This window comes from Bradyrhizobium sp. USDA3516, assembly GCF_057651995.1.
Window position 1 is genome coordinate 57,242 of record NZ_JBYGYN010000010.1, and the last position, 13,688, is coordinate 70,929.

At 58.2% G+C, this 13,688-nt stretch carries 11 protein-coding genes; 9 read left to right on the top strand and 2 right to left on the bottom strand.

The annotated features are described in order from the left end of the window. Positions 1-270 precede the first annotated feature (270 nt). The 8 genes from AC24YW_RS27885 (at position 271) to AC24YW_RS27920 (ending at position 9,720) form a co-directional block, all read left to right on the top strand. Positions 271-1,443: a TlpA disulfide reductase family protein gene (locus AC24YW_RS27885; RefSeq protein ID WP_487485729.1), complete on the top strand. Its 1,173-nt coding sequence runs from the start codon at positions 271-273 to the stop codon at positions 1,441-1,443. A 751-nt stretch (positions 1,444-2,194) separates the two neighbouring features. Continuing rightward, the gene (pdxR, locus tag AC24YW_RS27890) at positions 2,195-3,676 is read left to right on the top strand and encodes a MocR-like pyridoxine biosynthesis transcription factor PdxR (protein ID WP_487485730.1); all 1,482 of its coding nucleotides are present in this window, start codon (positions 2,195-2,197) and stop codon (positions 3,674-3,676) included. A gap of 96 nt (positions 3,677-3,772) precedes the next feature. After that, a complete protein-coding gene (locus tag AC24YW_RS27895; protein WP_487485731.1) occupies positions 3,773-4,402 on the top strand; it encodes an FMN-binding negative transcriptional regulator in 630 nt (209 codons plus the stop codon). Between the two features lie 2,683 nt (positions 4,403-7,085). Beyond that, entirely contained in the window at positions 7,086-7,340 is a 255-nt protein-coding gene (locus tag AC24YW_RS27900) for a hypothetical protein (RefSeq protein ID WP_487485945.1), read from the top strand. After that, positions 7,294-7,506 (top strand): phage integrase central domain-containing protein, encoded by a 213-nt coding sequence (locus tag AC24YW_RS27905; RefSeq protein ID WP_487485732.1) that lies wholly within the window; start codon positions 7,294-7,296, stop codon positions 7,504-7,506. Before AC24YW_RS27900 ends, AC24YW_RS27905 begins: the two co-directional genes overlap by 47 nt. Positions 7,507-7,644: 138 nt before the next feature. Further along, positions 7,645-8,208: a tyrosine-type recombinase/integrase gene (locus AC24YW_RS27910; protein WP_487485733.1), complete on the top strand. Its 564-nt coding sequence runs from the start codon at positions 7,645-7,647 to the stop codon at positions 8,206-8,208. Positions 8,209-8,820: 612 nt separating this feature from the next. Then, positions 8,821-9,255, top strand: a complete 435-nt coding sequence (locus tag AC24YW_RS27915) for a hypothetical protein (RefSeq protein ID WP_487485734.1) — start codon at positions 8,821-8,823, stop codon at positions 9,253-9,255. A 288-nt stretch (positions 9,256-9,543) separates the two neighbouring features. Beyond that, positions 9,544-9,720: a hypothetical protein gene (locus AC24YW_RS27920; protein WP_487485735.1), complete on the top strand. Its 177-nt coding sequence runs from the start codon at positions 9,544-9,546 to the stop codon at positions 9,718-9,720. Between the two features lie 934 nt (positions 9,721-10,654). On the opposite strand, the gene AC24YW_RS27925 is transcribed toward AC24YW_RS27920, so the two are convergent. Both AC24YW_RS27925 and AC24YW_RS27930 read right to left on the bottom strand, forming a co-directional pair. Further along, positions 10,655-10,960: a hypothetical protein gene (locus AC24YW_RS27925; RefSeq protein WP_487485736.1), complete on the bottom strand. Its 306-nt coding sequence runs from the start codon at positions 10,958-10,960 to the stop codon at positions 10,655-10,657. A gap of 746 nt (positions 10,961-11,706) precedes the next feature. Then, positions 11,707-11,946 carry a hypothetical protein gene (locus AC24YW_RS27930; RefSeq protein ID WP_487485737.1) on the bottom strand — a complete coding sequence of 80 codons (240 nt, stop codon included), beginning with the start codon at positions 11,944-11,946 and terminating at the stop codon, positions 11,707-11,709. Positions 11,947-12,688: 742 nt separating this feature from the next. On the opposite strand from AC24YW_RS27930, the gene AC24YW_RS27935 reads away from it, so the two are divergent. After that, complete coding sequence (locus AC24YW_RS27935; RefSeq protein WP_172789611.1) at positions 12,689-12,940, top strand: hypothetical protein; 252 nt, start codon at positions 12,689-12,691, stop codon at positions 12,938-12,940. Positions 12,941-13,688 lie beyond the last annotated feature (748 nt).

Below are 13,688 nucleotides of genomic sequence, written 5' to 3' on the forward strand. Positions count from 1 at the left end.
GATTCCGTGTCCAACGTCTGACACGGGACAAATCCGCTAGGTTCAAAACACCGGCTGCGTTTGGGCGCCTTGGAGTTTTCAAAGCGTAGTCAGGCGCTTGATGCGTGCTGACCGAGATGGCACGCCTGTTGCTATTGGGATCAGAAACACGGAGTGAGGGCTGAGCGCACACCAGAAAAAACGAGTGATGCTCTCCTTCTCTTGAACCCGTGTGTTCCGTTTCTGAGAGACAAAGTCGCGCAACGAGTGGCAATCGTTTTGGAGAGCAACATGGTGCTGTGCATGGAGTCCCCAGCTCCTCCGATCAAGGTGGAGAACTGGCTGCGCGGAGAGCCCCTCACGAGCTTCCGGCCCGGGAAGGTGTACATCGTCGAATTCTGGGCCACTTGGTGCGGGCCATGTGTGGCAGTGATGCCTCATCTAGTACAGCTGCAAGAGAAATACAAAGACAGCGGACTTGAGCTGCTCGGCATCGCAGCTTCCGAACGAGCTCAAACGGCCGGCGAGGCCCGAACAAGGTTGGACGCGTGGTTGACCGACAAGTTCTCGAACCTGAACTATCGGATCGGGTTCGACTCCACAGGCGAAATGAACAAGCTTTGGATGGATCCCAGCTTTTCTGTCGGGATCCCCACCTCGTTCGTCGTTGACCGTGACGGCCACATCGCCTTTATCGGTCATCCGATGCAGCTCGACGACGTCTTGCCGAAAATTCTTAACGGCAGCTGGCGAACCAGCGATGAAGCTAAAGCCGCCGATACAGAGCGGATCGACAGCGGACGACGCGAAATGCGCGAAAGGAAGCTGACTGAGCCGATGCTCGCCAAGCTTTATCCGGCGATGGAGGCGGAGGATTGGGCAAAGGCGGTTTCGGCGGTCGAAGAGGCCGTCGCGGTGGTGCCAGACGATCTCTACTTCCGCGCGCTCCATGCGGATATGTTGCTTCACAAATTGCGTAACTTGCAGACCGGCTTGCCGGTTCTGAGGCAATTCGCTCGCGACGCGATCGACAAAAACGATGAGCGGTGGATGGAAGGGGCGCTGCGCCAACTCTTTGATCCGGCGAATGACAACTCCCACTTCCCGTCTGCCGAGCGCCTTGCGATGGGCAAAGAGTTGTCCGAACACATTCTTGCGCTGAATCCTCCGCAAGGGGACGGTGACTTCAAGTACCTGTCCTATGGGGCGGTCGCTCAGTATTATTATGAGAGCGGCAACAAGGATCGCGCAATCGAATTGGTCGAGGTGGCGTTGAACTCGCTGGGCGGTCCTGAGCCTATCCCCGACGAACTGAAACAGCACGTCATGTCGCCCTTGGTCGAAGCGCTGGCCAACTACAAGGGTGAGGAGGCTTGCTATGGGACTGTTTGTGCAACTCCGCAAGACGGGTTTCCGACAGCGTCAAAGCGCAGGCGACGGAGCAAACAACAAAAAGAAGGGTGATCGTCGGAATTGCTCGCTGGCGATCATCCATTTCTCTGGCGGCGAGTGGCAACTAAATCTGACGGTCTGACGGTGTACACGAACATGCTAAACGACTCCTCCGCAGTTATTGAGAGCGGCGCGGGCGGTGCAGTCTCATGGGCCGCGATCGCGCTCGTCATCCCGCAAACCCGCTTTCACACCGTACGTGCTCTTTGGAGAAAAAGAAGGAAGGGGACGCGGTCCTGAAGCTCGCAGGCCTGACATCGTTATCGGGTAACAGTCTGGGTAACTTTGCGGGACCGAACTGAGATTAGCACGACTGTTCAGGGCATTAGGGTGCTGGTTCGACGCTGGCCAGGGGCACCAACTAGGCTGTTCGAGCCCGTTCCAAAGCGCCCGCAACCGTCTGCGCAGTACTCGGAACCCCTTGTAGGCTCGTTCTGGCGCTTGGCTATCGCGGCGGCTGAGGTCGGCTCGATTCCCGTTCGCTTGCGAGCGGTTCCGCACCCCGCGGCCGGCGCCGGTTCGGAAAATGTCCGAGCGTACCGAGGAGCGTGTCGCGGTATCTCATTTTGCTGCCAAGGCTCTTTGCAATTCAGTCGACGATAGACTTCATCGAAACCGATATTGGGGCACGCCGGAATACAGACGGTCAGGAGTTCGCGGAGCTTTTTTGAGATTGCGCGGCCACCTCGATTGAACCAGCTTGGTTTTGGAGCCGAACGGGCGCAGACTGGTCTAGCCAGTAGCGTTCTTTGGTTAGGTTCATATGGTCCAGATTAAGGTGCCGTCACACCGCGTCGGGCAGATGGGAGCGCGTCGGATCTATGAAGTGCTCAGGGATCAGATCCTGGGGCGCGTATACGGCTCGAATGGCTCGCTGCCCTCGTCCCGCGCTCTTGCCCAAGAGCTGGGAGTATCGCGCGGTACGGTGACGGTCGCATACGAACAATTGGCGGCTGAGGGATTCATCGAGACCCGCCATGGCGCCCGCCCACGGGTCGCAAAGGCTCTCGTCGAGACCGGGCGCACAGGCACGAAAGCACGGTCGTCTACACGCAAGGCACGAGTCTCGCGGTATGGTGAACGTTTGCGACAGGTCGTCGCACGCTCAAACGAGCAACCTCGTAATCTCGTTGCCGACTTTCGCTATGGTGATCTCTCACCTTTGGACTTTCCCGTACTAGCATGGAAGAGAGCCGTAACCGCTGCGATCACGCAGCGACCCCGAACATTGACTTACGATGATCCACGTGGCTCGCTGCGCCTGCGGACGGCACTACAAGGCTATCTCTGGCGTTCGCGGACTGTACGATGCGAGATTGATCAGATCATCGTCGTCAACGGTTCGCAGCAAGGGCTCGATTTGTGTGCTCGGCTGCTGCTTGACGCTGGCGATCGGTTCGTCATGGAAGATCCCGGCTACCCTATGGCGCGGCACATCCTCTCGGCGACCGGAGCTATTGCGGTGCCAATTCCGGTCGACGCTAACGGACTAGACACGGCGAGGCTTGCAATGGCCGAAGCTCGTCTCGCCTACGTAACGCCCTCCCACCAATTTCCACTTGGCGGTGTCATGCCGATCGGGCGGCGGCATCAGTTGCTCGCCTGGACCAAGAAGGTTGGAGCCTACGTGATCGAAGACGACTACGATAGCGAGTACCGGTACGACACGAAACCTGTGCTCCCGCTGCACGCTCTCGAAGAAAGCGAGCACGTCATCTATCTTGGGACCGTCTCCAAGACACTCTCGCCTACCTTGAGGATCGGCTATGTCGTGGTGCCTCCTGAACTGCAGTTCGCGTTCAGCGCCGGCAAGCAGATCATGGACCGGCACACATCTCTCATCGAGCAAGAGGCACTAGCGACGATGCTCGATGCGGGCGCCTACGACAGCCATGTCAGGCGCATGCGGCGGCGCAACGACGAGCGCCGACGAGCCCTGATCGAGGCATTGCGGCGGAGATTTGACGACCGAGTCCGAATCGAAGGTGACGCTGCCGGCTTGCATCTGGTCGTTTGGTTCGACGATCTGCCCAAGAAGTCCGAAGCAGCATTGATCGAAGCAGCCCGCTCAAAGGGGGTTGGCATCTACCCCATCTCGCCCCTGTACGATCAACGTCAGCCGGACCGCCGGCGCGGACCAAACCTCGTCGGGCTCATCTTAGGTTATGCCGCGCTGGAGGCTCATCAGATTGAGCGTGGCTGCCAGCTCCTGGCGCAAGCGAGGGACCAGTTTCGTTCACGGTGATAGCTGCGAAACAACTGGACCAGCGAAATCGTGACGAAGTGGTCTTTCTAAACTACCAGGCCTGGGCTATTCCGGAGCGGAGAACGGAGAAGCGCTATGTACGTGCCCCCCGCCTTCCGGGATGATGACATCGAGAACATCCGAGCGACCATCAGCTCCGCACGCTTGGCGAACCTAATCACAGCCACGGCAGAAGGGCCGCTCGCAACACCACTGCCGCTATTCCTCGACGCGATGGAAGGCGAACGGGGAGTCCTGTACGGCCACCTCGCCAAGGCCAATCCGCAATGGCGCGCGGCTCCGATCGGCGAAGCGCTGGCCATTTTCATGGGTCCGGAAGCTTACGTGACCCCCTCATGGTACGCCACCAAGCAGGAAACCGAAAAGGTAGTGCCGACGTGGAACTACATCGCCGTCCATGCTTACGGTCCGGTTGAGTTCTTCGAAGATAACGAACGTCTGCTTGATGTAGTTACCCGATTGACGAACATCCATGAGGGCTCACGGGTGACACCTTGGTCTGTCGGCGACGCTCCGGCAGACTTCATCGGCGCCCACCTGCGTGGGATTGTCGGCATCCGCATTCCTGTCACCAAGTTCGAAGGCAAGCGCAAGATGAGCCAGAACCGTCCTCTTGCCGACCGTATCGGCGTCGTCACCGGCCTTGCTGCGAGCCAAGAACCGCGCGATCAGGAAGTCAGCATTCTGGTCCCAACGCTGGCCTGAGCCAGGACGCTTCAGACCGCAACGCCAGCCCAAGCCGCGTTCGGGTACCAGTTCTTCATTTTTCGGCAGCGGCGATGCTCGTGGCCGTCACGCCGGGACCGGGCATCTTCTATATCGTCGCGCGAACGCTTGCTGGCTGCAGGGGCGAAGGTTTGGCGTCGAGCGTCGGTCTAGGGTCTCGGTGGGCTTGTTCACGTACTGGCTGGTGCCGCCTGCCTCACCGCCCTCGTCATGGCGAGCGCGAACGAGTCAAACGGCCTGGTCTTATAATGCCAGCAATTACACCTACACCCCCAAGGCGCCATCGGTGGCACGTCATCCTATGGCAGCGTACCCAGCTTCACCAAGCTCGCCATCGGCGCGACCGTGACAGGTGGGATTCCTCTCAATCGTTGGGATCGCCGTATCTAGTAGATGCCAACGCGACGCTACACTGATGGACTCTACCCGTTTTGAAGATCTCCGCCAACTTTGGTGCGCGTTGACGAACGGACCGGCCTACCTACAGGGAAAGGTTCTCCAGCGACTTTGCGGTACCGCGGAGCCTTCCGATCGCCGCGTCAAGCTCTTCGATCAGATCTTGCCGGTTGTCTTCTTTTCCCGGCGCTGACCTCCTCGCAATGGCTGGACGCCGACCTGTGGCCTGCTTCTGATGGTCTTGGGAGTTGTCTTAAGCTCGAGCCGCGTGCTGCGACGTCGTGTTGAGCCAAGTAGGCGACGGCCTGCACCAGCGGGGTAAAGCCCCCAGCCGCAGGGGCTGATTGTGGTTAGGAGCAGTCTACTCGCATCCATCGCTGGATGTTCCCTCTCTAAAATCGGCGACACGCCTTCTTCGATTTGGCTTTCCGCTCGGATCGGCGGCCTTCCTCAATCGCGCACGCGGTGGTGCTCGCAGCCGGTGGATGGTACCGCCTCCGATCTCGCAACCGCAGTTGACTTCAACAACGTCGAAGCAGCAGTTAGCCGGCGGGGTTTTGACAGCAAACTCCTCGTTGCCGACGGCGCCAAGGACATTCAGTTGAAGAGCCGCTAAGCATCGGATGATTCTTCGCGGGGAGCACCCGCGTTGAGGCGCTAACCCAAGACCAGAGACAGATCTGAACCAACGCCCCGGATTGACCAACAAATATGTTGAACCTGTAATAAACTCTGCGTTTGCAAGCTCACGTCGATATTTGGAGAGCGCTCGGCCCGAAGCTCTCAAATGAAAGCTGATACGCCGCGATGCGGAACTTAGTTCGGGGCTGTTCAGCTGCCAGGCCGCCCGAGTGGAGTTGCTCATGAGTACTGAGCGAAATCCCGACCCTGTGATCCTGTTGTTCGTGATGGCCGTGATATTCGCCGCCTTCGCGGCATTCGCCACGACGTTTGAGCGGGTTGGGAGCACCACAGCTGGTGGCGAGGCTCTCTCCATGACCACGGGGCTGGGCAAGGCTCGGCCGCCTCTTGAGCGGGCGCCCGGCCAATCAGAAAGGAAGTAAGCACCCCACCTGAACCGACAAAAAATGTCCATCCTTGTGCTGCGGCATCAGACCCGAAACCTGGCCCAAGTCGACCGACTTTCGAACGAAGCTGACCCCAAAACCAAAGCGAAAGTGACCCGCAACGAAACTCCTCTGGTGTCAATGGGTCCTTCCACGCTTTACCCTGCCTTTTTTTAGCTTGTATGATCCTACCTCCGGTTGCATACTCTTCCCGCTTTCGCGCGATATTGTTTCAATAGTCATTGTTCGAGGCAGTAATGAGTAATCGAGGTCAGGTTTACAACTATTCGGCTATTCTGCGTCAACGGGTCGAGGGGCTTATCGCACTATTTGGGGAACTGCAGGCGCTCCGGCGACGGCTGCGAGCCGCTAACGCGAGAAGGATTGGTCGGCGTATCCAGAACGCCGCGCGGAGAAGAAGAGTTGTTCGGCGGTAACAGCTCCCGTTCAATGCAACGATCGCCCGTCCCCGCTTCGACATTGATACGAAGCCGGGTCAGGTCCCTTCACGAGCAGCGGCCGTCTGCAGCCATTAGCCGGAATACCGAAGCATTGTAGCAACAGTTTCCCGGCACTTTGGCACCAGTGCGCGATACTTAATTTGCGCCGTGTGGGCTACTCAGACCTGCTCTCTGTACGAAGAAGAGAGAATGGAGCGGGGGATTGTACGCGCGGCGGCCATTGTTGCGTTGCTGCTGATGCCGCTGGGGTCCGAAGCCTTCACTTCGCGTCACCACAGGCCCACAACTCGCATATCTTGCAGCGAGGTCAGATATTACGTCGCGAAATATTCGGCACCGGTGGTAGATGTACGCTCATAATCGCGGCGCTACCGACGCACAGTGCCAACGGGCGCGACGTTGCGGGCCTCAAACGAAACTACGGAAACCGACCGACCACGCCCTTATACCTGAAGCGGTACATCGGCTCCCCAATGACATGATGTCTGCCGCTCACTAACCATTTTTAGGACGCCAGCGAATGCACACCACCACGACTGCTATCATAAAAGTCGCCAAAACCCCTGCCGCCATCAATCCGGGCGGCGGGGGCTTTCCCTTCGCACAATCGAAAGTCTCGTCAAAGCCGCCAAGCCGGGGATGTGGACGCACGAGCGCGGCTTATATCTTGTAATCGCCAAGAGCGGATCGGCCTTTTGAGCGCTCCGATACTCCACGAAGGCCGGGCAACGCCGATTGATGACGTTGAAGACATACGAGCCGATCGACACGGCCATGTTGAAGGGTATCGAAGCGCGGGCGGCGGACCTACAACAGCAAATTAAGGCTGGACGTGATCCATTGGCCGAACGGGACGCCAGCACAGGAAAAGCGACTGCCACGGCCAATCGCGTAGCCGCCGAAACATTTGTACAAGTGGCGCGCGATTACATCGCGCATCACAAGAATGGTTGGAAGAAGCAAAGCACCGCCAGCAGTGGGAAAACACGCTGACGCCTATGCATATCCGATCATCGGCAAGTTACTCCCGCACGAAATCACGACCGATGACGTGTTGAATGTCTTGCGACAGGATCATGAGCGCGCAGGAAAGAAAGGCACGCTTTGGATAGGCGCGCGCGAAACAGCATCGCGAGTGCGTATGAGAATGAAGCCGTGATCGGCGCCGCGAAGGCGAAAGGGATAACCAACCCCCGAAACGTGAGAGATTTGGATCAACCATCACAACCCGGCACAATGGAAGGACCATCTTGAACATTGGCTGAACGGGAAACAATCGAGAGGACATTTCACCGCGATGGACTGGAAGGACATCCCCGCATTCATGATCGAATTGCGCGAGAAGACCGACTACAGCGCAAAGGCATTGATGCTGACAATTCTCTGCGCGACGCGCACGAACGAAACGCTAAACGCGCAACGGACCGAATTCGATCTAGACAACGCCATGTGGACCATCCCTGCGGAACGCATGAAAGCGGGCGTTGAACATCGCATCCCTTGTCGGATGCCTGTTCAGCTATTGCGGGCGCTGCCAACGATCGATGAAAACCCCTTCGTATTTCCCGGTATGAAGCCTGGCCAGCCGCTAAGCGACATGAGCATGTTGGAGATGCTACACGGAATGCGCGAAGGCTTCACAGTACACGGCTTTAGATCATCGTTCCAAGATTGGGCGGAAGATACGACTGTGCATCCGGACGTGATCACTGATATGGCACTTGCGCACACCATCAAGAGCAAGACCAAGCGAGCATACCGACGCGGTGACGCTTTCGATCGCCGCCGCGATCTTATGCCGCAATGGTGCGACTATTTGTTGAGCGACCCGCAGGCCTATCGGGAACATGGGCGCGTTTGATCGCCTGATCACTGCAACCATCATCAGCATTCTGAGCCTGGCCATCGCGCGGGGCTTTCCATTTGTAGGTGAGCGTTCCGCCGATTGGACGCGACCGCGCGTGCGCTACAAATCACTTGTGGAAAGCTCTGGATACTTCCGTGCAGAAACGTGCAGATTTGTGCAGCGCCCGTTTTCAAGGCCTTGCGCGCGCAATGAGGTGAACGGTGTTGCGCATCAGAAACCGCCATTAAGGATCAAGAGCTATGCCCCTTCCCTTCCTGCGCGCCGCCGTGCCAGCGCGTCCGTTTGTCCTGGCTGCTTACGCCAACACGGTGCCGCACGCCCGCCCAAGTCTGTGAACGGCTCTCGATCGGCGATGCAACCCTGCGACGCTACGCGAAGAACAATCCGAATTTTCCGCGGAGGTGAAACTTGGGCCGCGCCGCGTTGCCTACGTCGCTATCGAAATCGAAAACTATATCGAAACGATGAAAGAGCCAATTCCGGTGTAATTATGGCCAACCGCAATTCGGATGATGTCTTAGCAGCCATCGACATTGTATCATTGCCGCGAATCAGATGCCCCTACTCTAGGCACCATCAGTTCACTGAAGGCTGAAGGAAAAGAGAATGTTCGGCAAGAATTTGGATACCTATATTAATCCGCGCCACGTCATTAGAGTTAGGCGTGCCAACAAAAACGAACACGGGGCCGAACAATCGACGGTGCATCTGATTGACGGCACCGCCCAAACCGTTACCGGCGACATCTTTGAAGTTGCTGATGAGTTCGCTCAAATCATTCCAGCGTTTCCGGGATTTGAGTACATCTACGCAACCGACCACAACGGCGCGATGGTTGAACTAGGACGAGAACCAGTCATCGCATGGCGCTGCAACGGCAAGGATGAACCAACACCTATCACCGCAAGCGGAATTGAGCGAAGTCTCAGTCCCGGGGTCATCCTAGATCCGAAGGGCAACGTGATCCGGCAAGGCATGCAAACGTACGATAGTGTTGAACAGTGGTTGAAAGACCTGAACGACGATCGAAAGCCAGCCTAGCGAGCTGCTGCCCTCACCAGCCAGTCAAAAGAGAGCCCGGCCATTCGCGCCGGGCTTTTGCTTTAGCAGCGCTGAGGCGTTTGGTTAGCGATTGTGGTGAGCGGCGGGAATTTCGGAGTATGTTTAATGAAACTGACGGACAGTTACTCCGCCGAACCCAATTTTCCACAACTCTAGTTCGATCACCCGACCGTTCCTGATTGCTCTTGATCGCAGCGCGGATTGGACGGGGGGGCCGGATCAAAGCATTGCTGCTGTCACCGTGAGCTAACACCAAGGAGACGGCCCATGTCCGAGAACCGGAACAAATGCTTTCGAGAGTATCAGGCGCGTCAGCGCATCGAACGTCAGGCAAGCAAGAAAGTCGCCCTGGCTGCCATTGATACGATGCTGGAGCGCGCCAGCGTGGCGGTTTACCATGAGAAGGGCTCCGTAGCTCGCAGGGACTGGTTAGTCATTTGGTGAGCGAGATTCTCCAGACCTTGAAATTATTAGCTTTTTTCTCTTGACTGGCGGAATGAGTGGGACCCGGGGCACCTCCTCCCGCCGGCCAGCATTGGGCCCATCGGTGGAGAGGCACCGCAAGTGTCGGTTCCTATCCGAGGGGACCGCGAAGGTGAACAAGACCGTTCGGCGGCACGTGGCCAAAGATGGCACCGCCAGTTTAAACGAGAGCGGGACCGCGGGGCCAGGCAGAGTCGAATCCTTGATGCGGGCGCGCCTCACGCCCAGCCAAGTCGACGTTGAGCAACTTCTCGCGGCCGCGCCGGCAAACGATGTGACAACGTCGTCCGAACCTCCGAGCATGCCGATCGGCTTACGCTGGCGGAGGCTGATAACGAGGCGGCGAGCAGGACGTTAACTTGGTTTAGCGCACTGCTGATGATGCTGGGGATGCTTTCCATCTTAAGCTCCAGCCGCTCGCTTCGGGACGCGGTGAGATTGCGATGCTGAAGCGCGCTACACTGGCAGGATACCTGACGCGCCGGTGTGACGGAAGCGTCAAGGCGACGGTATAGCCGAGTGGCCACACGTGCAAAGGTTCCGCGCGCCTGCACTTACTTTGGCGCTGCTTTACACGCACATTCGACTAGGATGACAAGCTCCTTTGGGATGGGACTGTCATCATGCGGTACAGAGTGCTCGTGGTGGACAGCAGCAGGCGAGTGATATGCGCCGCGAAGCTCGACTGCGTCGACGAGGAGGCTGCGAGATGTCGGGCCGAGCAAATGTATGGCGAGCACGACGTTGAGCTTTGGGAAGGGGATCGGCTCGTTGCCGTTTTCCCAAGTGAAACGTCGAATGAAGATCGAAGCGACCGCTACTGATTAGAGCGCTCGCCACGCCGCCGAGTTTGCGCGTGTACTGATTGCGCGGCCAACCAATCTCGCAATTCCGGTTAATGGACGTCTCGGTCCAACTCTCGCAACAATCGATGCAGGAAGTCGCTGGCGTGGTTGTATTGTACGCCGCCGTCCAGGATCTGATGAGCCAGTGGTGACATTATGTTGCCAACGGCCTCAGGGCCAATCAGCTCGGTCCGTGACGACCACAACTCCAGCAGCCCGTCCGGGATGTGGTCGCTCGATCCAAATAGCTTCAGGAGCCGGGCTTCGGCGACACCGTTATGATCATGGTGGGCCTTGGCCGCATAAAAGGCGAACAAGCCACGAAAAGCGTCACGGGAAACGGAAGGCTTAGCCATCGCAATGTCCCCCACAGAATCTTTCAAATGAATTTGCTTAATCGGAGCTGAACGGAAGCTATTCCCTCTAAATCCTCACACGAAGAAGATTCTACAACGGATCGGGAAAAAGCGGCAAGCCCTTAATCCGTGTTACATATGGCTCACGGCCGTGGCTTTGACGTATTGCAACCAGGCTTTGTTCGAAGTTACCGTGTTAGCGTGCGGTTCACACTCAACAAAACGTCTGCTTTCAGGCGGATGGTGCTCTCGGCGGCTCCGCCGCGGTGCCGCTCAGCCGTCCGAAGCCGGCCGTCCCTGGCCCGTTCTCGCTTTCCGCCGGAATGGCGCCACGACCATGACTATTCCAGCTAGCGCATAAGGCATCACGAAGGGAGGCCGACTCCAGCGCAGTCAGGTATGAGGCAATGGTCTGAGGAAGCCAGAAGACCGTTCCGGATATTTCGAAGACAACGAAGAACAAGAACGCGGAAATCAGCAGGACTTTGCTGTCCGTTATTCCCTTCAACTAACCGAGGCGGGACCATCGCTCGGTCGGCGCGACGGCTCTTCGGCAGCAGCCTCCGCCAAGATGTGCTTCGCTTCGGGTCGAGGGCTTCGGAGAATGTGTTGCCGTCGCCGGTCAGGTTCATCATCTCCAGGTCGGTGGCGGTAAGTTCTCGAGACCAACCTTTCGCCCGCGCGACAGTCGAGCAATACTCAGGCTCATGGATCCTGGTCCTGGTCGGCCGATATATGCCGTGCAGCTAACCCCTTACTTCACGCCGTCGACGATCCAGTTCCAGCCTTCCCGTTTTATTTCTTTGCCGAGGAATCGCGATAGCTTCCTCGCTCAGATGATACCAAGCCGTGGTGTCGGAATTGGCGCGGCCGTCGATCGTCGTTTCCGGAGCGGGCTTGCTGTCGAGCTGGAGCACCAGGGCTTGCTGATTCGGCAGCAACGTGACCTGGTGCGTTCCTTGATTGGGAGGCGCAGCACTTCCCATGCGGAGGTGATGACGCCAGAGCGCGATGCTCCGCGGCCCCGCTTCAAACCCGCAGCTTTCCGGGAGGCGTTCGAGCGGTCAATGAGCGCTGCGCAGGTCGTCAACACCGACGAGCTGGGGTCATCCGTGAGGCTCGCAGCGTAAGAACCTGGCCAGCGGAAAGCAAGTTAGGGACCGTCCATGAGGAAGCGCAAACACGAGATCGGGCCCGAGGGATCGGATCAGCGACAGCGCATGGTCGACGCGAGCCAAATCGTCACAGCCCAACTGGGAACATCGAGAGCGTCTGCCGGACTTGACGCAAATTGACCCGGACGAGCCAGGTTTTGTCGGCGAGAATGAAAGGTGTTCCCAGGGCCTGGCGCCCGGACCTGTGGCAGCTCCCGTGCGTGTCCGGAATGTGAGGGCCATATCAGGCGCGGCGAGTCCCAGGACGCGATCATGACGCATCGCATTCGTGGTTTCTGGACGCGGCCGCAAAGTTCGCTACGCTGGCACCCCCGCGTGCAGGCCACGATGAGAACTGCGAGATTGCAGGCGTGCGCGCTTCTTTTGGAGCCATCTACCGAAATCGGTCCGCACAAACGTTTGTATGTATTGGACAGGCGCTTCGAGGAGCTAAGTTGAAACGCCGAAAGAGGGCGCTGGCAGCGGAGAGGCTTCCTGGGCTTGACGACTTGTTCGCCCTCGTTTGGGACAAGGCAATGGCTTCCTTCGACCTCTCGGGTCGGAGATGATCTCGATGGGCACTTCAATGAGTACTTTGATTCGCCTCCGCTACAACACAATGGCCGATGAAAGCCCGGGCGGCGAATGGAGATGGCGCGTGATCATGGAGAGAGATGGCGGTTATGAGGAAGTTCTCGTAAAAGAGCTCTCGATCAACGTGCCGTCATTCTCCCAGGCAGACGAGATGCCTGTTGTTGGGCGCAAGTACCATATTGCTTGCCACGGCACACTCACGGTGAAAGACGGTGTCGGTACCATCAGGTGAACCGAATGAGGCCGCCTCGATTGGGCTGAGCCGGCTGGCTCGTCCTCACGCTCTAGCCTTCTGTCGTGGACTTAAACGGGCGACTGAAGCGATGATCCCGCCAGGCGCCTCGTCCGCAAGGCTGGTTGAAGTTCTATTAGCCGCCCTCTCCGGTTGCCGCCTTCGCCCCCCGTTGTTGTAAGCCTCACGCCCAACGCAAGGACTCTCGAGTAGTCCTGAAGATCGATAGCCTTGATCGATAGTGCGTCCCCATTGGCGGATTGCATAGTGCCTCCTTGCGCTGCCAGTGCCGAACTGTGGCCCTACCGTTCTAGCGCTTTGAATGCACCGACCGCGTCGCCAAAAAACTGCGCTAGCAAAAGCCAGGCCAAAGAATTGTGCGGCTCGTCTTGCTTCTTGGAGTGGAATGTCGTCTTCGAGGGACGGGGACGCGGTTGCCGTCGGGGAGCTAGCGCTTGCGAAAGCGCTAGCCTGGGCTGGCTGATGCGCAACAGCCACCCGAAGGTAAATATCCGCACAACGTTGAGTGAGATGATTCACTCTTCAGACGCCCGGCATTTACCCCACGAGGGTTTCAACGTTCCTTCGCTCTCCTGCCGCCGCGGAGCCCCGCGAACTGCCGGTGAGGTGCGGGAGCCGCTCCGCGGAGTGATCCTGTTGAGCTGGGCGGATCGCTGGCCGGGCAGAACAGCCGCCGAAGCCGGCGATCCCTACGAATCTCTCCGAGCCTTCGCGGCCCACAGGAACG